Genomic DNA, 20,008 nt, shown 5'->3' on the forward strand with positions numbered 1-20,008 from the left:
ATGCAGGACGAACCGACACCCACCGAACTGATCAAGGCCGTCGCCGATTTCCTGCGCGACGAGATTGCGCCCGCGATCAAGGGCCACAACGGCTTCAAGCTGCGCGTCGGCATCAACGCGCTCGACCTGGTGACCCGGCAGCTCGCGCTGGCCGGGGCAGGCGACGCCACCGAGGCGGCGCGGCTGAAGCAATTGCTCGGCGCGGACGGGACGCTGATGGAGCTCAACCGCACGCTGTCCGACAAGATCGCCAGCGGCGAGCTCGATCTGGCAACGCCGGGACTGCCGGAGCATCTCTGGCAGACCACGATGGACAAGCTCGCCGTCGATCAGCCGAACTACGCGTCGTACAAGAGGGAGTTGGGGAACAAGCAGACGTAACTGTCCATCTTCGTCATTCCGGGATGCGCCGGCAGGCGCAGGCCCGGAATCTATACTCACGATGGTGGTTATGGATTCCGGGCTCGTCGCTTCGCGCCGCCCCGGAATGACAGGAGGAGAGTGGGCGTCACCGCCCCAGCCACTTCGGCGGGCGCTTCTCGGAAAACGCCTTCGGGCCCTCGATGTAATCCTGCGAGGCCGCCATCGCCTTCACCGCGGGATACTCGCGCTGCTCGGCCAGCGCCTGCTCCAGCGAGACTTCGAGGCCCTTCTGGATCGCCTGCTTGGAGGCGCGGATCGACATCGGCGAGTTCTTGGTGATGGTCTCGGCCCAGCGCTCGGCAGCGGCCAGCGCCTCGCCCTGCGGCACCACCTCGTTGACGAAGCCGAGCTCGAGGCCTTCCTTGGCGCTGACATGGCGCGCGGTCAGGATCATGCCCATGGCACGCTTCAGCCCGATCTGGCGCGGCAGCCGGTGCACGCCGCCGGCGAGCGCGGCGAGGCCGACGCGCGGCTCGGGCAAAGCGAAGGTTGCGTTCTCCGAGGCGATGATCAGGTCGCAGGCCAGCGCGATCTCGAAGCCGCCGCCCATCGCGACGCCGTTGACGGCGGCGATGATCGGCTTGTCGCAGTCGAAGCGGCTGGTGAGTCCGGCGAAGCCGCCCTTGTCCCAGCCGCGCTTGCCGCCGGCGGCCTGCCATTTCAGGTCGTTGCCGGCGCAGAACGCCTTGTCACCGGCGCCGGTGACAATCGCCACCCACTGCTCGGGATCGGCGGAGAAGTCGTCGAACACCTTGTTGAGCTCGAAATGCGCGTCGATATGCAGCGCGTTGTAAACCTCGGGCCGCGACAGCGTCACGATGGTGATGGGACCCTTGCGCGTCACCTTGGAGAATTTCAGATCCATGTTTGCTCCCGTGGATTTTCTGCGGCGAAGAATATGGCGCGCATCCTACCGCCTGCGCGCCGTTCCGTGCCATTCAATTACGCAACGCGACCGCGCGCGCAAGCCTCACTGGCGCGCTTGACTTGGCCGCGTGCTTCTCAGCTTAATCGATCCGAACGCGGATCCGCGATAGCGCCTAAACGCAAAACCAGAATCAACAATATTTCCGGGAGAGACCGCCTTGGATTTCAATCTGCCGGCTGACCTGACAGCCTATCTCGCCGAGCTCGACCGCTTCATCGAACGCGAGATCAAGCCACTGGAAGAGGCCGATGACAACATCCGCTTCTTCGATCATCGCCGCGAATGGGCGCGCACCGATTTCGACAAGGGCGGCCTGCCGCGCCATGAATGGGAGCTCTTGCTGCGCAAGGCCAAGAACCTGGCCGACGCCGCCGGCCATCTCCGCTTCGCGATCCCGAAGCGCTATGGTGGCAAGGACGGTTCCAACCTGTGGATGGCCGTGATCCGCGAGCATTTCGCCTCGAAGGGACTCGGCCTGCACAATGATTTGCAGAACGAGCATTCGATCGTCGGCAATCTGCCGATCGTGACCATGCTCGACCGCTATGGAACCGACGAGCAGAAGGCGATGATCGACGGCTCGATCACCGGCAAGTACCGCATCACATTCGGCCTCACCGAGCCGGAGCACGGCTCCGACGCCACGCATATGGAGACCAAAGCCGTCCCGGCCACGCGTGACAACGTCAAAGGCTGGATCATCAACGGCGAGAAGATGTGGACCACCGGCATGCATGTCGCGACGCACTGCGCGCTGTTTGCCCGCACCTCCGGCAATGACGGCGACGCCCGCGGCATCAGCTGCTTCCTGGTGCCGGCGAAATCGCCGGGCGTGAAGGTTGAAGAATACATGTGGACCTTCAACATGCCGACCGATCATCCGCGGGTCAGCTTCACCGACGTGTTCGTGCCTGAGGATACGCAGTTCGGCGAGGTCGGCCGCGGCCTGTCCTTGGCGCAATGCTTCGTGCACGAGAACCGCATCCGCCAGGCGGCAAGCTCGCTCGGCGCTGCGGTGTACTGCATCAACGAGAGCGTGAAGTATGCCCGCGAGCGCAAGCCGTTCGGCAAGGCGCTGGCCGAGAACCAGGCGATCCAGTGGCCGCTGGTCGAGCTTGCCACCCAGGCCGAGATGCTGCGGCTGCTGATCCGCAAGACGGCGTGGGAGATGGATCAGCTCACCCAGGCCCAGGTCGAGCACACGCTGTCGGACCGGGTCTCGATGTGCAATTTCTGGGCAAACCGGCTGTGCTGCGAGGCCGCCGACCGCGCGATGCAGGTGCATGGCGGCATGGGCTATTCGCGCCACAAGCCGTTCGAGCACATCTACCGCCACCACCGCCGCTATCGCATCACCGAAGGCAGCGAGGAGATCCAGAAGCGCAAGGTGGCGGGCTTCCTGTTCGGCTACATGGGAGCCGGCAAGCACTGAGTTGGGGGCACGACGTCGCGATATGTTGACCCGTCATACCCCGCGAAAGCGGGGTATCCAGTACGCTGCGGCCTATCGATTCCATAACCGCTGTCTCCGGGATACCGGATCACCCGCTTTGATGACGGCAAAGTAGGGTCGCGCCCGATCAGTTCACCTGCCGGTCCTTGCCCGCCCAGTACGGCTCACGCAGGCTCCGCCGCAGGATCTTGCCCGACGGGTTGCGCGGCAGCGCAGCGATGAAGTCGACCGATTTCGGCGTCTTGTAGCCGGCGATCCGCTCGCGGGCGAAGTTGATGATGTCGGTCGCATCAGCGCTCTTGCCCGGCTTCATCACCACGACAGCCTTGACCGCCTCGCCCCATTTCTCGTCGGGGATGCCGATCACGGCGGCTTCCGCCACATCCGGGTGGTCGCACAGCGCGCTCTCGACTTCGGCCGGATAGATGTTCTCGCCGCCGGAGATGATCATGTCCTTGATGCGGTCGTGGATGTAGAGATAGCCGTCCTTGTCCATGTAGCCGGCATCGCCGGTGCGCAGCCAGCCGTCGCCGTCGATCGTCTTCGCGGTGGCCTCTGGCAGATTCCAGTAGCCTGCCATGTTGGAGCCGGAGCGGGTGGCGATCTCGCCGACCTCGCCCGGCGGCAGCGGCTTGCCGTCCGCGTCGAGGATCGCGAGTTCGACGCCCGCCAGCGCCTTGCCGGCCGAGCGCATCCGCTCGAGCCCTTCGATATGATCCTCCGGCGGCAGCGCGACGATGGTGCCGGTGGTCTCGGTCATGCCGTACATCTGCACGAAGCCGCATTTGAAGACCTCGATGCACTCCTTCAGCAGCGCCGCCGGGATCGGCGAGGCGCCATACAGCATGTACTTCAGGCGGGAGAAATCGACCTGCCGCGCGCGGGGCTGCCGCACCACGAATTGCATCGCGGCCGGCACCATGAACAGCTTGGTGATGCCGGACTGCTCGAAGAAGTCGAGCACCTTGGTCGGATCGAATTCGCGCGCGATCACGCCGCGGGCGCCGTGATAGAGTCCCATGACGCCCCAGCCGGAGCCGCCGATGTGGAAGATCGGCATCGCCACCAGCGAGACATCGTCGGTGGTCCATTTGTTCCAGTCCGGCTTCTCGTTCTCGTTGCCGGTTTGCACGAGGTTGAGGAAGTTGGCGTGCGACAGCATCGCGCCCTTCGGCTTGCCGGTCGTGCCCGAGGTGTAGAGCTGGATCGCGATGTCCTTCGGCTCGATCGCGACGCGCGGGTCGTCGCCACTTTGTGCGTCGCGCCATGCGAGATAGTCAGGCCATTCCGGTGCGCCGCCCTCGGTCGTGATGATGCTGCGGACGCTGGGCAGCTTGTCGCTGATATTGCGCGCCTGGGTGACGAATTCGGGGCCGACGAACAGCAGCGGCGCCTTGCAGTCGTCGACGATGAAGGCGACCTCGGGGCCGGCGAGACGCCAGTTCACCGGCGCCATCACCACGCCGGCCTTCATCGCGCCCATCAGCAGTTCGAAATAGAAATCGCTGTTCTTGCCGAGATAGGCGATGCGCTCGCCTTTCCGGACGCCCATCGCGATCAGCGCGTTGGCGACGCGGTTGGTCTTGGTGTCGAACTCGGTGAAGCTGGTCTGCCGGCCCTCGAACTCATAGGCCAGCGCATCGCCGCGGCTCTTGGCGCGGTCGCGCACCATGTCGGCAAGATTGTTTGGTTTCGGCGCGTCGGACATGTTTCCCCCGTGATGTTTTTGTTGGCGCGGAGTGTGGCTGCATCGCGCGGGAAAAACAATACGGGGTGGGTGCTCGCTATGTTTCAACGTCGTCCTGGCGAAAGCCAGGACCCATTACCACCAGTGCAAATAAGGCGCGACGCTACGGCCACAACGTGCGCAATCGCGCGCAGCGGTGGTTATGGGTCCTGGCTTCCGCCAGGACGACAGCGGACGTTGATGCGCAAGCGCCGGCCTCAGCCCCGCGCCGCGCGATCCTTTTCGTTCTGCGCCTTGATCGACTCCCGCGCCTTGGTCCAGTCGTCGTCGCTCCAGTCGCGGAGCTGGTAGAAATTGCCACCCATCGCCAGCGCCTGCGCGCCGTCCATGGCGATGGTCTCGCCGTTGATCCAGTCGCAGCCGCCGGAGATCAGGAACACTGCGAGGTTCTGCAACTCGTCCATGGTGCCGACCCGGCCCATCGGATTCATCGCCTTGGTGCGGGCGCCGGCCTCGTCGCCCGGCTTGATGCGCTTGCTCATGCCTTCGGTCGGAATCTCGCCGGGCGCGATGGTGTTGAGGCGGATGCCGTGGCGGCCCCATTCGATCGCCAGCGACATGGTCATGGCATGGATCGCGGACTTGCTCATCGCCGACGGCACCACATAGGGCGAGCCGTTGCGCACCCAGGTCACGGTGATCGACACCACGTTGCCGCGATGGCCGCCCGCGATCCAGCGCCGGCCTACCGCATGCGTCACATAGAAGGTGCCGTGCATCACGATGTTGGCCACGGCATCGAACCCGCGCGCCGAAAGCTCTTCCGAGCGCGAGATGAAATTGCCGGCGGCGTTGTTGATCAGATCGGTGAGGGGGCCGCTGGTGGTCCAGATCGCCTCGATCATCTCGTCGACCGCCATGGCATTGCGGATATCGACGCCGTGGCTGACGACGCGTCCGCCATGCTCGGCCATCAGTTCGGTGGCGGTCTCGTCGCAGACGCTCTTGCGGCGGCCGCAGATATGGACCTCGGCCCCGAGTTGCAGGAACCGGGTTGCCATGGCCTTGCCGAGACCGGTGCCACCGCCGGTTACCAATATGCGCCGCCCGGCAAGAAGCTGATTGCTGAACATCGTTTCCTCCACGGGGGTTGTCAGTTAATTGGTCGATTGACTAAAACCGGACAACGGCCTTTCTGTAAAGCGCCAACCAGGATCAGCGGAGGAGATTTCAATGGAAGATCGCGTTTCGATATCGATTTCAGACGGTATCGCGGATGTCCGCCTGGTGCGGGCGGAAAAGATGAACGCGCTCGATGCCGCGATGTTCGAGGCATTGGTCGCCGCAACCGACCGGCTTTCCAAGGAAAAAGGCGTCCGGGTCGTGGTGTTGTCCGGCGAGGGCCGCGCCTTCTGCGCCGGCCTCGACATGGGCCGGTTCGCCGCCATGAAGGATGGTGGTAATGGGGTGCCTGGCGGTGAGAAGCGGGATCTGACCATCCGGACCCACGGCAAGGCCAATTTTCCGCAGCAGGCGGTATGGGGCTGGCGCCAGCTTCCGGTGCCGGTGATCGCCGCGGTCCACGGCGTCGCGTTCGGCGGCGGCTTCCAGCTCGCGCTTGGCGCCGACATGCGCTTCCTCTCAACCGATGCGCGGATGTCGATCATGGAGATCAAGTGGGGCCTGGTGCCGGACATGGCGGGCACCCCGATCCTGGCGAGCCTGGTGCGTGACGATATCCTGCGCGAGCTCACCTATACCGGCCGCATCTTCTCCGCACAGGAAGCCCAGAGCTACGGGCTTGCCACCCGCGTCTGCGACGATCCGCGTGCCGCGGCGCTCGAGGTCGCGCGCGAGATCGCCGGCAAGAGCCCGGATGCGATCCGTGCCGCCAAGCGGCTGCTGAACAACCTGTCGGTCGATCCGGCGGCGGCGCTGCTTGCGGAATCCGTCGAGCAGCAGAAGCTGCTCGGCAGTCCGAACCAGACCGAATCGGTGCGCGCCAATCTGGAGAAGCGCGCGCCGAAGTTTGCGGATGCGTGAATGACCTTGCTGCCGTCATGGCCGGAGCTTCTTCCGGCTATGACGGGCACAGGCAACATCGCCAACCGATAAAGAAGAACAAGAACACATGAGCGAAACGTCCCACCCCTTCCTCGGCATCATCTCCGGCGAGCGCAGGCGCGATCACGCAGCGGTCGCCGAGCGCACCGAGCGTATCGCCAGCGGCCTTGCCAAGCTCGGCGTCAAGCCGGGCGACAGCGTTTGCATGCTGATGCGCAACGACATCGCCTTCATCGAGGCGGCCTATGCGGCGATGCGGCTCGGCGCCTATGGCGTGCCGGTCAACTGGCATTTCAAGCCGGAAGAGGTCAACTACGTGCTGACGGATTCCGGCACGCGGGTCCTGATCGGCCATGCCGACATGCTGCATCCGCTGCGTGGCGCGATCCCGCCCGACGTCACCGTACTCAGCGTGCCGACACCGCCGGAAATCCTTAGCCATTACAAGATCAATCCCGATCATCTCGGAACCCCGGATTTCGCGATCGATTTCGAATCCTGGCTGGCGCAATTCCCGCGCTATGACGGCCCTGTCGTGCCGCAACCGCAGAACATGATCTATACCTCGGGCACCACGGGCCATCCGAAGGGCGTGCGCCGCTTCGCGCCGACGCCGGAACAGACCTCCAACGCGGAAGCGATGCGCGCGATGATCTATGGCCTGAAGCCCGGCGCGCGCGCGATCCTGCCGGGACCGCTGTATCATTCCGCGCCGAATTCCTTCGGACTGCGGTCAGGCCGGCTCGGCGGCGCGCTGGTGCTGATGCCACGCTTCGACGCGGAGGAATTTCTGGCGCTGATCGAGCGCGAGAGGATCGACACCATCTTCATGGTGCCGACCATGTTCATCCGCCTGATGAAGCTGCCGGAGGAGGTGCGGAAGAAATACGACGTATCGTCGCTGCGCCACATCATTCACGCCGCTGCGCCGTGTCCGGCCGATGTCAAGCGCGCCATGATCGAATGGTGGGGCCCGGTGATCTACGAATTCTATGGCTCGACCGAGTCGGGCGCGGTGACGTTCGCGACCTCGGAGGATGCGCTGAAGAAGCCCGGCACGGTCGGAAAGATCTCGCCCGGCGCCGAGCTTCGCTTCATCGGCGACGACGGCAAGGAGGTGCCTCGAGGGCAGATCGGCGAGATCTATTCGCGGATCGCCGGCAATCCCGATTTCACCTATCACAACAAGTCCGAGAAGCGCGCCGAGATCGACCGGGAAGGCTTCATCACCTCAGGCGACGTCGGTTATATCGACGCCGACGGCTACGTCTTCATCTGCGATCGCAAGCGCGACATGGTGATCTCGGGCGGCGTCAACATCTATCCGGCCGAGATCGAGGCGGTGCTGCATGCAGTCCCCGGCGTGCATGACTGCGCGGTATTCGGCATCCCCGACGCCGAGTTCGGCGAGGCGCTGATGGCGGTGGTCGAGCCGCAGCCGGGTGTCTCGCTCGACATATCGGCGGTCCGCGCCCAGCTGAAAACCGCGCTCGCCGACTACAAGGTGCCCAAGCACATCGAAATCCAGACCAACCTGCCGCGGGAGGATTCCGGAAAGATCTTCAAGCGCCGCCTGCGCGACCCGTATTGGGAGCGGGCAGGGCGGAGGATCTAGCGCCGCAAAGAAGCCTGTCGTTCCGGCCTGGTGCGCCATTGCGGGGGCCGGGACGATGGCCGATGTGTGCACCGCCACCAAGTTCATCTTGCGCTGCGGCAAAAAAAGCGCACACTCCGGAGGAACCCGGCAGCCTCTGGAGTAGCCCGCCATGTCACCCCAGACCATGCCTTCCGAGACCGACCTCGGTACCAGGAGCGCCGCTGAAGCCAGTCTCCTCGATAGGGCGGCGCAGGAGGAGGACGCGCGGCTCCGCAACGACATCCGCCTGCTGGGACGTGTGCTGGGCGACACCGTGCGGGACCAGGAGGGCGCCGACGCGTTCGACTTGGTCGAGCGCATCCGCCAGACCTCGGTCCGGTTCCACCGCGATGAGGACAAGCTGGCCCGGCGCGAGCTCGAGGGCATCCTCGACAGCATGTCGATCGCCGAGACGCTGCGGATCGTCCGTGCCTTCAGTTATTTCTCCCACCTAGCCAACATCGCCGAGGACCAGAACAACATCCGCCAGATGCGCAGCCTCGGTCCCAACGGGGCGCCGCGGCCGAGCACGCTGGAGCAGACCCTGGTCCATGCCCGTCAGGCCGGCATCAGCCCGGCCGACCTGCGCAGCTTCTTCAAGGGCGCGCTGGTCAGCCCGGTGCTGACAGCGCATCCGACCGAGGTCCGCCGCAAGAGCACGATGGACCGCGAGATGGAGATTGCCGATCTGCTCGACCGCCGCGAGCGATTGCAGATGACGCCGGACGAGAGCGACGCCAGCGACGAGCAGCTTCGCCGCGCGGTGGTGACGCTGTGGCAGACCAATCTGCTGCGCCGGACCAAGCTGACCGTGCTCGACGAGGTCGCCAACGGCCTGTCGTTCTACGACTACACTTTCTTGCAGGAACTGCCGCGGCTGCATTGCGCGCTGGAGGACCGGCTGAACAAGGAAGTCGGCGAGGCCGGCGAGCTCGCCTCGTTCCTCAGGATGGGAAGCTGGATCGGCGGCGACCGCGACGGCAATCCGTTCGTGACGGCGGAGGTGATGCGCGGCACGCTGCGGCTGCAATCGAGCCGGGTGCTCAGCTTCTACCTCGAGGAACTGCACGCGCTCGGCGCCGAGCTGTCGCTCGCGGCCCATCTCGCCGATATCTCGGAGGAGTTGCGGATCCTCGCCGAGCGTTCGCCGGACACCTCGCCGCATCGCAGCGGCGAGCCCTATCGTCTGGCGGTGTCGGGCATCTATGCGCGGTTAGCCGCCACCGCCATGCGGCTCGAGGTCGAGACCACGCGGCCGCCGGTCGGCAAGGCGGAGCCGTATGCGAGCGTCAGTGAGTTCCAGGCCGATCTCGACGTGCTCAACCGCTCACTGATCGCGAACAATTCCGGCGTCATCGCGCGCGGCCGGTTGCGGCAGTTGCGGCGGGCGGTGGATTGCTTCGGCTTCCATCTGGCGCGGCTCGACATCCGGCAGAACTCGGCGGTGCATGAGCGCACCATCGCCGAGCTGTTCGACACCGCCAATCCCGGCATGTCCTACCTCGCGCTGGGCGAGGAGGCGCGCGTCAGCCTGCTGCTCGGCGAGTTGCGCAGCGCGCGGCCGCTGGCCTCGCCCTTCGTGAAATATTCCGAGGAGACCCAGAGCGAGCTCACCGTGTTCCGGGCCGCCGCCGAGGCGCATGGCAAGTTCGGTCCCGAGGTGATCTCGCAATGCATCATCTCGATGTGCAAGGGCATGTCCGACATGCTCGAGGTCGCGGTGCTGCTCAAGGAGGTCGGGCTCGTCAATCCGTCCGGCCGCAGCGCGATCAACATCGTGCCGCTGTTCGAGACCATCGAGGACCTGCAAGCTTCCAGCGGCATCATGGACCGGATGCTGGCGCTGCACGACTATCGCAGGCTGGTCGACAGTCTCGGCGGCGTCCAGGAAGTGATGCTCGGCTATTCCGACAGCAACAAGGATGGCGGCTTCGTCACCTCGGGCTGGGAGCTCTACAAGGCCGAGATCGGCCTGGTCGAGGTGTTCGAGCGCCACGGCGTGCGGCTGCGGCTGTTCCACGGCCGCGGCGGCTCGGTCGGCCGCGGCGGCGGGCCGAGCTATGACGCGATCATCGCGCAGCCCGGCGGCGCCGTGAACGGCCAGATCCGCATCACCGAGCAGGGCGAGATCATCTCCTCGAAATATTCCAATGCCGAGGTCGGCCGCAGCAATCTGGAGATCCTCGCCGCGGCGACGCTGGAGACCAGCCTGTTGCAGCCGCGGCAGAGCGCGCCGCGTCCCGAATATCTCAGGGCGATGGAGGAGATCTCCGCGCTCGCCTTCAAGGCCTATCGCGGGCTCGTCTATGAGACGCCGGGATTTGCCGATTACTTCTGGGGCTCGACCGTCATCAACGAGATCGCGACCTTGAACATCGGCAGCCGTCCGGCCTCGCGCAAGAAGACCCGCGAGATCGAGGACCTGCGCGCGATTCCGTGGGTGTTCTCCTGGGCGCAATGCCGGCTGATGCTGCCGGGCTGGTACGGCTTCGGTGCCGCGGTCGAGACCTGGATCGCGGAGCATCCGGAGCAGGGCATGCCGTTCCTGCAGGAGCTCTACAAGGAGTGGCCGTTCTTCCGCACGCTGCTCTCCAACATGGACATGGTGCTGGCGAAGAGCTCGATCGCGATCGCCTCGCGCTATGCCGAGCTGGTACCGGACGTCGCCCTGCGCGAGAAGATTTTCGGCCAGATCCGCCGCGAGTGGCATTTGTCGATCGAGACGCTGCTCGACATCATGGGCCACGACCGGCTGCTGCAAGGCAACCCGCTGCTGGAGCGCGGCATCCGCAACCGCTTCCCCTACATGGACCCGCTCAACCACGTGCAGGTCGAGCTGTTGAAGGAGCATCGCGCGCAGAACCCGGACGAGCAGGTGCTGCGCGGGATTCAGATCACGATCAACGGGATCTCGGCGGGGTTGCGAAATAGCGGTTAAGCACCACTGTCGTCCCGGCCTTCGCCGGGACGACGGCTAGATCAGCAATTGTGCGCGCCCCGCGTCTCCACATACACCGCATAGAGCGATTGGCTCGCGGTCATGAACAGGCGGTTGCGCTTCCTGCCGCCGAAGGTGAGGTTGGCGCAGGTCTCCGGCAGCAGGATCTGGCCGATGCGTTGACCGTCGGGCGCGAACACCTGGACGCCGTCATAGCCCGGTCCGACCCAGCCGGCGCCGACCCAGATGTTGCCGTCGATGTCGACCCGCATGCCGTCCGGAAAGCCCGACTTGCCGTCCAGCGTCATGTCGATCAGCGTGCGCGGATTGGAGAGCTTGTCGCCGTTGAGGTCGTACTGCCAGACGATGTTCTTGGCGTTCGGATAATGCGTGATGCCGGTGTCGCAGACATAGACCTTCTTGTAGTCGTGGCTGAAGGCGATGCCGTTCGGCTTGAACGGTTCGTCGCAGACCTTGGTGATCTGTCCGGTCGACGCATCGATGCGGTAGACGGCTTCCTTCTGGAAGGGCTGGACCGAGCCGGTGTTGGCGCGCTGGCCCTCATAGATCGAGACCGCGCCATAGCCGGGATCGGTGAACCAGATCGACTTGTCGTTGGGATGCACGACCATGTCGTTCGGCCCGTTGAGCTGCTTGCCGTTGGCCTGCTCCGCCAATGAGGTGACGGTTCCGTCGTGCTCGTAGCGCACCAGCCGGGTGCGCTCGGCGGTGATCTGCCGGCCCTCGAAGTCGAAGGTCGAGCCGTTGGCCTCGTTCGACGGCTTGTGGAACTGCTCGGAGATGTGGCCGTCATCGTCGAGATAGCGCAACTGGCGGTTGGCCGGGATGTCGCTCCACACCAGGTACTGGCCCTGCGCATTCCAGGCCGGCCCTTCCGCCCACAGGCAGCCGGTGTAGAGCCGCTTGATCGCGGTGTTGCCGACCTTGGCCTTGAAGCGCTTGTCGTCGATCACGACGATGTCGGGATCGGGATAACGCTGCGGCTCCGCGTTGCGGCCGTAGTCGCGCGCCGATGCATCGGATGCAGCCATCGCGGTCGCAGCAAGCGCGGTTGCGCCGCGCAAGATCGTTCGACGGTCGAACGCCTTCGTTCCGTCGGCCTCGTGCTTCAATGTGTTGCTTGGATTCGTCACGAAGTCCTCCCAGGCTTTTTGTTATGGGGAGGACGATCATGCGCCCGCAATTCGGGCACAATGCGGGCACGCTGTGAAGAAACAACCAAAGAGTGTGTCGCCCCCGCGGCTTCGCGGAGGCGACTTTTTCATAAAACTGTCAGATCGAAACCGAAATCCTCAGATCGGATCCCAGGTGAACACGTCGGCCGAGCGGTCGAGCTTGGCGAACGATCCCTTCAGCGCCGGCATGCCGTGCTCGGCAATGGTCTCCGGCGTCCAGCCTTCGCCGCGATGCACCGAGCGCACCGGACGATGCTGGCCGAACAGGAAGATCTCGTTCATGCGCACGCCGAAGATCTGCCCGGTGACGTCCTTGGCGGCGTCCGACAGCAGATAGGCGCAGACCGGCGCGATCTTCTCCGGGCCCATCTGCTTGATCTTCTCGACACGCGCCTTCTCGGCGTCGGTCTCGGTCGGGATGGTGCCGATCATGCGGGTCCAGGCGAACGGCGACACGCAGTTCGAGCGCACGTTGAAGCGGCCCATGTCGAGCGCGATCGACTTCGACAGCCCGACGATGCCGAGCTTGGCGGCGGCGTAGTTGGCCTGGCCGTAATTGCCGATCAGGCCGGAGGTCGAGGTGAAGTGCACGAACGCGCCCGACTCCTGCTCGCGATAGATCCGCGCCGCGGCATGGCTGACATAGAACGAGCCCATCAGGTGCACCTTGATGACGGCCTCGAAGGCTTCCACGCTCATCTTGTGGAAGATCATGTCGCGCAGGATGCCGGCATTGTTGACGACGCCGTCGAGCCGGCCGAAATGATCGGTCGCGGTCTTCACGATCTTGCTGGCCGGGATGGCTTCCGCCACCGACTCGAAATTGGCGACCGCGGTGCCGCCGCGCTTCTTGATCTCCTCGACCACCTCCTCGGCGGGCGCCGCGCTGGAGCCGCCGCCGTCGGCCGCGCCGCCGGGATCGTTGACCACGACCTTGGCGCCTTCCGCCGCGCAGAGCAGCGCGATCTCGCGGCCGATGCCGCGGCCCGCGCCGGTGACGATGATGACTTTGTCTTGCAGTGATTTTGCCATGTGGGTTTCTCCTTGTTGCTGCCCGTCATTCCGGGGCGATGCGTCAGCATCGAACCCGGAATCTCGAGGTTCCGGGTTCGCGCTTCGCGCGCCCCGGAACGACGGGTTGGGTTACTTCTCGTTCGTAAAGATGATCGTGCCACTCGCGGCGAACATGCCGCCGACGCCGTGGCAGACCGAGATCTTGGCGTTCGGCACCTGCGCCGGCGCGATGCCGCGCATCTGCCGCACGCTCTCCTGCAACGCATACATGCCGTACATGCCGGAGTGCATGTAGCTCAACCCGCCGCCATTGGTGTTGAGCGGCAGCTTGCCGCCGGGGCGGGTGTTGCCATCGGCGATGAACTTGCCGGTTTCCTCATGGGGCATGAAGCCGAGGTCGCCGAGGCCGTACAGCGGCAGGTGCGCGAAGGCGTCGTAGATCATCAGGTGATCGACGTCCTTGTGGGTGATGCCGGCCTCCTTGAAGGCGAGGGGACCCGCCACCTTGAAGGCGCGCGACGAGTCGAAGGTCTTCATCTGGCTGACCATCGGCGTTTCGACGCTCTCGCCGGTGCCGAGGATGTAGACCGGTTTGCGCGGAAAATCCTTGGCGCGGTCGGCCGAGGTCAGGATCAGCGCGCCGCCGCCGTCGGTGACGAGGCAGCATTGCAGCAGCCGGAACGGATAGGCGATCATCCGCGAGTTCAAGACGTCGGCGACCGTGATCGGGTCCTTCATGGTGGCGCGCGGGTTCTTCGCCGCCCATTCGCGCTGCACCACGGCGACCATCGCGAGCTGCTCATGGGTGATGCCGTGCGTCTTCATGAAGCGCAGCACCGGAATCGGGAACATGCTCGGCGGCCCGTAGACGCCGAACGGTGACTCAAATTGCCCGTTGAGGCTGTCGGGCGCGGTGAAGCGCGGCTGCTTGCCGATCATCGACTTGCCGCTCTCGGCATGGGTGATCAGCACGGTCTTGCACAGGCCGGCCTCGATCGCAGCCGCGGCGTGGCGGACATGCAGCATGAAGGAGCAGCCGCCGACCGAGGTGCCGTCGACCCAGGTCGGCGTGATGCCGAGATAGTGCGCCATCTGCTGCGGGGTCTCGACCGCGGTGGCGAAGCCGTCGATGTCCGACAGCTTCAGACCGGCGTCCGCGATCGCGTTCAGCGCCGCGTCCGCGTGCAGCTGGATCTGCGACATGTTGGGAATGACGCCGAGCTCGGTGGTTTCGGCCGCACCGACGACGGCAACCTGGTTCCTGCGCATCGCGTTAGCCCTTTGCCGGACGGAACAAGGGAAGGGTGATCTTGTCGTCGAGCGCCTCGAAGGCGACCTCGAGCGGCATGTCGAGCTCGAGCGCTTCCGGCGTCTGCGGGCAATCGATGATGTTGCTCATCATGCGCGGGCCTTCGTCGAGCTCGACGATGGCGATCGCATATGGCGGCGTGAAACCGGGCGCGGCGGGACGATGATTGATGACGTAGCTGTACAGCTTGCCCTTGCCGGTGGCCTTGAACACCGAAACCTTGCGCGAGGCGCAGGAGGGGCAGAACGGCCGCGGCGGAAAGTAGACATTGGCGCAGGCGTCACAGCGCTGCAGGCGCAGTTCGCCGGCCTTGGTGCCATCCCAGAAATGCTGGGTTTCAGGTGTCGGTTTTGGTTTCGCGCGCGCGGGTTCGGCCATGACTGAATGTTTCCTCCCGAAATCGTTCCAGTCTTGATGCGCCATCGGACCGAGGCCCGTCAACGGTCCATCCATGCCCCGCGCAGCGGCCTGTGTCCGGCGCATGCCGCATATTCCGCCCCTCGCACAATTGCTAAGGCCGCGATGCTTGTGTCGCCTCGATCCGGCGCGTAGAAGGGCCGCGTCCAACACAGCTGCAAGACACGTCCAAGATACGTCCATATCTGTCCAGGACACGTCCAAGGTACCCGGGAGGAATAATATCATGCTGAGGATCATCGGCGCGGCACTCGCTGCCAGCCTCGCATTTGCCACGCAGGCAATCGCCGCCGACGCACCGTCGGAGATCAAGATCGGCACGCTGTACGCGTCCTCCGGGCGCTACGCCTCGATCTCGATGCCGGTCTACAGTTCGCTGAAATTGTGGGTCGAGCAGAAGAACGCCGAGGGCGGCGTCTTCGTGAAGGCGTTCGACAAGAAGCTCCCGATCAAGCTCGTCTCCTATGACGACCAGAGCAACACCGCGACCGCCGCGACGTTGTATAACCAGCTCATCACCCAGGATAAGGTCGACCTGCTGGTCGCCGATTCCGGATCGGTGCTGACGGCGCCCGCGGTCGCGATCGCGCGCGATCGCAAGATGTTCCTGTTCGACCAGACCGGAACCGGCGCGAGCTTCTTCTCCAAGGACAATCCCTACATCGCGCTGATGGCCGACCCGGTGTCGACGGTGTGGCCGAAGCCGGTCGCCGATTTCATCAGCCATGACGGCCCGGGCCTCGGCATCAAGAAGGTCGCGATCCTCTACGCGACCAACGAGTTCACCGGCACCCAGGCCAACGCGTTCCGCAAGTTCGTCAAGGAGTCCGGCGCGCCGATCGAGATCGTCTACGACCAGGGCGTTCCGACCGAGACCACCAACTACAACGTGATCATCAACAACATCAGCAAGACCAATCCCGATGCGGTGATCCATTTCGGCTACGCGCCGAACGACATCGCCTTCCTGCGCAACGTCCAGGACGTCGGCACCAAGTTCAAGATGCTGTTTGCGATCTATGCCGGCCTCGAGACCGAGCTGCTGGAGAAGAATGTCGGCGCCAAGGGGCTGGAGCACATCTGGACCTATGTGCCGCCGTCCGAGCTGGATTATCCCGTCAATTTCGGGATGACCATGAAGGATTTCCGCGAAGCCTGGCTGAAGAAGTACAACGACGGCAAGATGGAGTTCGGCTTCAACGCGGTGGCCGGCTACACCACGGCGCTGGTGATCGAGAAGACGCTGTCGGTTGCGACCAGCCTCGACCAGATGGAGCTGCGCCGCGCCGTGTTCTCGCTCAGCGGCCAGCTCAAGACCCTGGACGGCACCTTCGCGCTGGACGAGACCGGCGGCCAGATCGGCGAACTGACGCCGCTCGGCCAGCTCACGGTCGACGAGCACGACCACATCAAGTTCGTCTCGATCTATCCGCATGAGACCGCCACCGGCAAGCCGATCTATCCGGCGCCGTGATGCGGTTCACGGTAGACTATCGCATATGGGCTCGATCTCCCCACAAGCTCCGTCATGCCCGGCCTTGTGCCGGGCATCCACGTCTTGGTTTCCGCGTGAGAGAGACGTGGATGGCCGGGACAAGCCTGGTCATGACGAACGTGGGCGGCGGGCGCTAGCATGACCTATGCGCTCGTTGCCGGCGTGCTGTTCGGGCTGTATTTCAGCCTGGTCGGCATCGGTCTCAACCTCGTGTTCGGCGTCATGCGCATCGTCAATCTTGCGCATGGCGACATCCTGATGCTCGGTGCCTTCATCGCGTTCGGCGTGGTCGGCATCGCCGGGCTCGACCCGCTGTTCGCGGTGCCGCTGGCCTTCGTGGTCTTCGTGCTGGCGGGCGTGCTGCTGTACTGGGTGCTGGTGCCGCGGCTGCAAGGCTCGGCCAATCCGGAAATGCTGTCGATCATCCTGTTCTTCGGCCTGTCGCAGGTGATCGAGGCGGTGACCACGATCTTCGCCGGCACCAGCGAGCGCTCGATCCAGAGCCGGCTGCTCGGCACCGTGTTCTCGACCATCAAGGTCAAGCTGTTCGGCGGCAAGGCCGGTGGAGCAGGGCCGATCGAGATCTTCGGCCAGGGCTTTCCCGCGCCGTGGGTGATCGCGGCGATCACGAGCCTCGTCGCGATCGCGCTGGTGTACCTCTATCTCTACCACACGCGGCTCGGCACCCTGACCCGCGCGGTGATGTCACGCCGTGACGAGGCCCTGGCCACCGGCATCGATGTCGATCGCGTCTCGGCCGCGGCGTTCGGCATCGGGCTCGGCATCGCGGCCGTCGCCGGCGTGTTCGCGCCCTTCATGTTCGGCTCGGTGACGCCTGCCTTCGGTGCGGACGCGACGGTGACGTCGTTTGCGATCGTCGTGCTCGGCTCGCTCGGCAACCCGCTGGGCACCGCGCTCGGCGGCGTCGTCTATGGCCTCTGCTACATGCTGGTGCAGACCTATCTCAGTTCCTGGGCCGACCTGCTGCCCTATGTGTTGTTGATCGTGATCCTGTTGTTGCGCCCGAGCGGTCTGCTCGGAAGGCGGGTGCGCGTTGCATAACGCCTCGAAACACCTGCTGTTCATCCTGGTGCCGCTGGTGGTGGTGTTCGCACTGCTGCCCGGCGTCTATCAAAACCATCTGCTGCTGTTCAACTTCGTGATCTTCCTGATCCTCGCGCAGGGCGTGAACATCATCTATGGTTTCACCGGTTATCTGCCGTTCGGCTATGTCGGCTTCTTCGGGGCCGGCGCCTACGGCTTTGCCATCATGGTGATGCACCTCCAGACGCCGGCGCCGCTCGCGGTGCTGGTCGGCGGCCTCGTCGCGGTCGCGCTCGGTCTGTTGCTGACGCCGCTGCTGCGGCTGTCGGGTGCGTATTTCGCGATCGCCAACCTCGCGGCCTCGCTCGCGGTGCTGCACTTCGTCGCCAACCCGGCGCTGGAGGGAATCACCAAGGGACCATACGGCGTGTCGCTCACCGGCACGTTCAATCCGACCCACGCCTACTACGCCGCGGTCGTGGTGATGGCGCTGACGGTCGGCGCGGTGGTGTATCTGAAGAACTCGCCGTTCGGCCTTGCATTGCAGGCCGTGCGCGAGGATGCGGTGTCGGCGTCGATGGCCGGCGTCAACATCATCAAGATGCGGGTGATCGCCTGGCTCGCCTCGGCATTGGTCGCGGGCCTCGCCGGCGGCATCTACGCCTGGTACGTCTCGGTGTTCTACCCCGACAACGTGTTCTCCGGCGAGTTCTCGATCTTCGCCATCGTGTTCGCGCTGTTCGGTGGCGTCGCCACCATCACCGGGCCGATCGTCGGCGTGCTGATCCTCTACGGCATCTACAATCTGATCGGTTTCACCACGCCGCAATATTTCCAGCTGATCTATGGCCTGTTGATCATGGGACTGGTGCTGTTCCTGCCCGCAGGGCTGGTGTCGCTGGCAACGCGCAGGGGGTGGCATGTCCCCTGAGAAGACCCCCATCCTCAAGGTCTCGAAGCTGGTCAAGCGCTTCGGCGGCTTCCACGCGCTCGACGGCCTGAGCTTCCACGTCGTCCCCGGCGAGATCCTTGGTCTCGTCGGCCCGAACGGCTCCGGCAAGACCACGGCGATCAACGTGATCTCGGGCCTCTATGCGCCCGATGGCGGCGAGGTGGTGTTCGACGGCGCGTCCTCCGGCGGCATTGCCTCGCACCGGCTGGTTCACCGCGGCATCAACCGCACCTTCCAGGTGCCGAAGCCGTTTCTGTCGCTCACGGTGCGCGAGAACATCCAGGTGGCGCTGGCCTATGGCGGCGCCACCGGCACGCCGCCCTCGATCGCCGAATTGCTCGAGGAGTACAGGCTGAAGGAGGTCGCCGACCGTCCGGCCGCCGATCTCAACAGCGCGCAGCAGAAGATGCTCGACCTCACCCGCGCGCTGGCGACGCGGCCGCGGCTGCTGCTGCTCGACGAGCTCGCGGCCGGCCTCAACCCTGCCGAGCTCAACTGGATCGCCGGCCGCATCAAGGCGCTGGCCGCGACCGGCATGGCTGTTATCGTGGTCGAGCATCTGATGGGCTTCATCGAGCAGATCACCGACCGCGTCATCGTGCTCAATGCGGGCAAGGAGATTTTCGAGGGCACGCTTGCGACCGCGGTGCGCGAGCCGCAGGTGATCGAAGTGTTCCTGGGAGGCGAGCATGCCCACTGACACGGCTTCGCTTCTCGACGCCAAGGGCGTCGATGCCGGCTACGGCACCATGCAGGTGTTGTGGGGCGTCGATCTCGACGTCCGCCCCGGCGAGACCGTGCTGCTGCTCGGCGCCAACGGCGCCGGGAAGACCACCTTCCTGAAATCGCTGGTCGGCCTGATCGAGGCCCGCAGCGGCCAGATCAGGCTCGGCGGCGAGGACATCACCAGGATGCGCTCGTCGGACCGCATGAAGCGCGGCATGACCTACATGTCCGAGCTTGCGGTGTTTCCCGACCTGTCGATCGAGGAGAACATCCGCGTCGGCGCGCAGGCGCTGGGCCATGCCAATCCCGGCGCGCGGGTCGACGAACTGTACGGCCTGTTTCCGGTGCTGCGCGACAAGCGCCGCGATCCGGCCTCCAGCCTGTCCGGCGGCCAGCGCAAGATGCTCGGCATCGCCAAGGCGCTGTCGGCGGAGCCGAAGCTCTTGGTCATGGACGAGCCCTCGGCCGGGCTGTCGCCGCTGTTCGTCAAGGAAGTGCTGCGGGCGCTGTCGAGCCTGCAAGGCCGCGGGCTGGCGCTTCTGATCGCCGAGCAGAATATCGGCTTCCTGGAGATCGCCACCCGTGTCTTCGTGCTGGAAGGCGGCCGCATCCGCTTCTCCGGCACCGTTGCGGAAATGAGCGGCAATGAGGAGCTGCACAAGGCCTATTTCGGATTGAAGTAATCGCGAAGCCGGGGACGGGCATCGACGATCTGGAAATCGGCCC

General features: G+C 64.9%; 17 protein-coding genes. 10 read left to right on the top strand and 7 right to left on the bottom strand.

Going from position 1 to position 20,008, the window contains the following annotated elements; translation table 11 throughout:
• Entirely contained in the window at positions 1-381 is a 381-nt protein-coding gene (locus B2W55_RS08800) for a DUF6285 domain-containing protein (protein ID WP_024579389.1), read from the top strand.
• A gap of 127 nt (positions 382-508) precedes the next feature.
• On the opposite strand, the gene B2W55_RS08805 is transcribed toward B2W55_RS08800, so the two are convergent.
• The gene (locus tag B2W55_RS08805) at positions 509-1,288 is read right to left on the bottom strand and encodes an enoyl-CoA hydratase-related protein (RefSeq protein ID WP_024579390.1); all 780 of its coding nucleotides are present in this window, start codon (positions 1,286-1,288) and stop codon (positions 509-511) included.
• A gap of 220 nt (positions 1,289-1,508) precedes the next feature.
• On the opposite strand from B2W55_RS08805, the gene B2W55_RS08810 reads away from it, so the two are divergent.
• Positions 1,509-2,783 (top strand): acyl-CoA dehydrogenase family protein, encoded by a 1,275-nt coding sequence (locus tag B2W55_RS08810; RefSeq protein ID WP_024579391.1) that lies wholly within the window; start codon positions 1,509-1,511, stop codon positions 2,781-2,783.
• A 148-nt stretch (positions 2,784-2,931) separates the two neighbouring features.
• Here the strand turns inward: B2W55_RS08810 and B2W55_RS08815 are convergent, their stop codons facing one another.
• Together B2W55_RS08815 and B2W55_RS08820 are read right to left on the bottom strand one after the other, a co-directional pair.
• On the bottom strand, positions 2,932-4,512 hold the full coding sequence (locus tag B2W55_RS08815; RefSeq protein ID WP_024579392.1) for a fatty acid--CoA ligase: 1,581 nt from the start codon (positions 4,510-4,512) through the stop codon (positions 2,932-2,934).
• Positions 4,513-4,748: 236 nt separating this feature from the next.
• Positions 4,749-5,624, bottom strand: a complete 876-nt coding sequence (locus tag B2W55_RS08820) for an SDR family oxidoreductase (RefSeq protein WP_024579393.1) — start codon at positions 5,622-5,624, stop codon at positions 4,749-4,751.
• Positions 5,625-5,724: 100 nt separating this feature from the next.
• Between B2W55_RS08820 and B2W55_RS08825 the strand changes: the two genes are divergently transcribed.
• The 3 genes from B2W55_RS08825 (at position 5,725) to ppc (ending at position 11,129) form a co-directional block, all read left to right on the top strand.
• On the top strand, positions 5,725-6,534 hold the full coding sequence (locus tag B2W55_RS08825; RefSeq protein WP_024579394.1) for a crotonase/enoyl-CoA hydratase family protein: 810 nt from the start codon (positions 5,725-5,727) through the stop codon (positions 6,532-6,534).
• Positions 6,535-6,622: 88 nt separating this feature from the next.
• Complete coding sequence (locus tag B2W55_RS08830; RefSeq protein WP_024579395.1) at positions 6,623-8,170, top strand: acyl-CoA synthetase; 1,548 nt, start codon at positions 6,623-6,625, stop codon at positions 8,168-8,170.
• A 151-nt stretch (positions 8,171-8,321) separates the two neighbouring features.
• Entirely contained in the window at positions 8,322-11,129 is a 2,808-nt protein-coding gene (gene ppc, locus B2W55_RS08835; protein ID WP_024579396.1) for a phosphoenolpyruvate carboxylase, read from the top strand.
• Between the two features lie 41 nt (positions 11,130-11,170).
• Here ppc and B2W55_RS08840 read toward each other — a convergent pair whose 3' ends face one another.
• The 4 genes from B2W55_RS08840 to B2W55_RS08855 form a co-directional block, all read right to left on the bottom strand.
• The gene (locus tag B2W55_RS08840) at positions 11,171-12,283 is read right to left on the bottom strand and encodes an SMP-30/gluconolactonase/LRE family protein (protein WP_024579397.1); all 1,113 of its coding nucleotides are present in this window, start codon (positions 12,281-12,283) and stop codon (positions 11,171-11,173) included.
• Positions 12,284-12,442: 159 nt separating this feature from the next.
• Entirely contained in the window at positions 12,443-13,357 is a 915-nt protein-coding gene (locus B2W55_RS08845) for an SDR family oxidoreductase (RefSeq protein WP_024579398.1), read from the bottom strand.
• Between the two features lie 111 nt (positions 13,358-13,468).
• On the bottom strand, positions 13,469-14,608 hold the full coding sequence (locus tag B2W55_RS08850; RefSeq protein ID WP_024579399.1) for a thiolase C-terminal domain-containing protein: 1,140 nt from the start codon (positions 14,606-14,608) through the stop codon (positions 13,469-13,471).
• A 4-nt stretch (positions 14,609-14,612) separates the two neighbouring features.
• Entirely contained in the window at positions 14,613-15,026 is a 414-nt protein-coding gene (locus B2W55_RS08855; RefSeq protein WP_024579400.1) for a Zn-ribbon domain-containing OB-fold protein, read from the bottom strand.
• Between the two features lie 265 nt (positions 15,027-15,291).
• On the opposite strand from B2W55_RS08855, the gene B2W55_RS08860 reads away from it, so the two are divergent.
• The 5 genes from B2W55_RS08860 (at position 15,292) to B2W55_RS08880 (ending at position 19,965) form a co-directional block, all read left to right on the top strand.
• Entirely contained in the window at positions 15,292-16,539 is a 1,248-nt protein-coding gene (locus B2W55_RS08860) for an amino acid ABC transporter substrate-binding protein (protein ID WP_024579401.1), read from the top strand.
• Between the two features lie 159 nt (positions 16,540-16,698).
• Positions 16,699-17,622 carry a branched-chain amino acid ABC transporter permease gene (locus tag B2W55_RS08865; RefSeq protein ID WP_024579402.1) on the top strand — a complete coding sequence of 308 codons (924 nt, stop codon included), beginning with the start codon at positions 16,699-16,701 and terminating at the stop codon, positions 17,620-17,622.
• Positions 17,615-18,535, top strand: a complete 921-nt coding sequence (locus tag B2W55_RS08870; RefSeq protein ID WP_024579403.1) for a branched-chain amino acid ABC transporter permease — start codon at positions 17,615-17,617, stop codon at positions 18,533-18,535. The genes B2W55_RS08865 and B2W55_RS08870 overlap by 8 nt, the downstream gene beginning before the upstream one ends.
• Entirely contained in the window at positions 18,525-19,256 is a 732-nt protein-coding gene (locus B2W55_RS08875; RefSeq protein WP_024579404.1) for an ABC transporter ATP-binding protein, read from the top strand. The genes B2W55_RS08870 and B2W55_RS08875 overlap by 11 nt, the downstream gene beginning before the upstream one ends.
• The gene (locus B2W55_RS08880; RefSeq protein ID WP_024579405.1) at positions 19,246-19,965 is read left to right on the top strand and encodes an ABC transporter ATP-binding protein; all 720 of its coding nucleotides are present in this window, start codon (positions 19,246-19,248) and stop codon (positions 19,963-19,965) included. The genes B2W55_RS08875 and B2W55_RS08880 overlap by 11 nt, the downstream gene beginning before the upstream one ends.
• Positions 19,966-20,008: the final 43 nt, after the last annotated feature.

It is taken from the genome of Bradyrhizobium sp. UBA2491, assembly GCF_002341725.1.
Classification (GTDB): Bacteria; Pseudomonadota; Alphaproteobacteria; order Rhizobiales; family Xanthobacteraceae; genus Bradyrhizobium.

Excerpts from the sequence above, each read along its gene's own strand:
- B2W55_RS08845 (WP_024579398.1), bottom strand. The coding sequence starts at position 13,357 with ATGGCAAAATCACTGCAAGACAAAGTCATCATCGTCACCGGCGCGGGC.
- B2W55_RS08850 (WP_024579399.1), bottom strand. The coding sequence starts at position 14,608 with ATGCGCAGGAACCAGGTTGCCGTCGTCGGTGCGGCCGAAACCACCGAG.
- ppc (WP_024579396.1), top strand. The coding sequence starts at position 8,322 with ATGTCACCCCAGACCATGCCTTCCGAGACCGACCTCGGTACCAGGAGC.
- B2W55_RS08830 (WP_024579395.1), top strand. The coding sequence starts at position 6,623 with ATGAGCGAAACGTCCCACCCCTTCCTCGGCATCATCTCCGGCGAGCGC.
- B2W55_RS08855 (WP_024579400.1), bottom strand. The coding sequence starts at position 15,026 with ATGGCCGAACCCGCGCGCGCGAAACCAAAACCGACACCTGAAACCCAG.
- B2W55_RS08865 (WP_024579402.1), top strand. The coding sequence starts at position 16,699 with ATGACCTATGCGCTCGTTGCCGGCGTGCTGTTCGGGCTGTATTTCAGC.
- B2W55_RS08825 (WP_024579394.1), top strand. The coding sequence starts at position 5,725 with ATGGAAGATCGCGTTTCGATATCGATTTCAGACGGTATCGCGGATGTC.
- B2W55_RS08880 (WP_024579405.1), top strand. The coding sequence starts at position 19,246 with ATGCCCACTGACACGGCTTCGCTTCTCGACGCCAAGGGCGTCGATGCC.
- B2W55_RS08800 (WP_024579389.1), top strand. The coding sequence starts at position 1 with ATGCAGGACGAACCGACACCCACCGAACTGATCAAGGCCGTCGCCGAT.
- B2W55_RS08820 (WP_024579393.1), bottom strand. The coding sequence starts at position 5,624 with ATGTTCAGCAATCAGCTTCTTGCCGGGCGGCGCATATTGGTAACCGGC.
- B2W55_RS08875 (WP_024579404.1), top strand. The coding sequence starts at position 18,525 with ATGTCCCCTGAGAAGACCCCCATCCTCAAGGTCTCGAAGCTGGTCAAG.
- B2W55_RS08860 (WP_024579401.1), top strand. The coding sequence starts at position 15,292 with ATGCTGAGGATCATCGGCGCGGCACTCGCTGCCAGCCTCGCATTTGCC.
- B2W55_RS08805 (WP_024579390.1), bottom strand. The coding sequence starts at position 1,288 with ATGGATCTGAAATTCTCCAAGGTGACGCGCAAGGGTCCCATCACCATC.
- B2W55_RS08815 (WP_024579392.1), bottom strand. The coding sequence starts at position 4,512 with ATGTCCGACGCGCCGAAACCAAACAATCTTGCCGACATGGTGCGCGAC.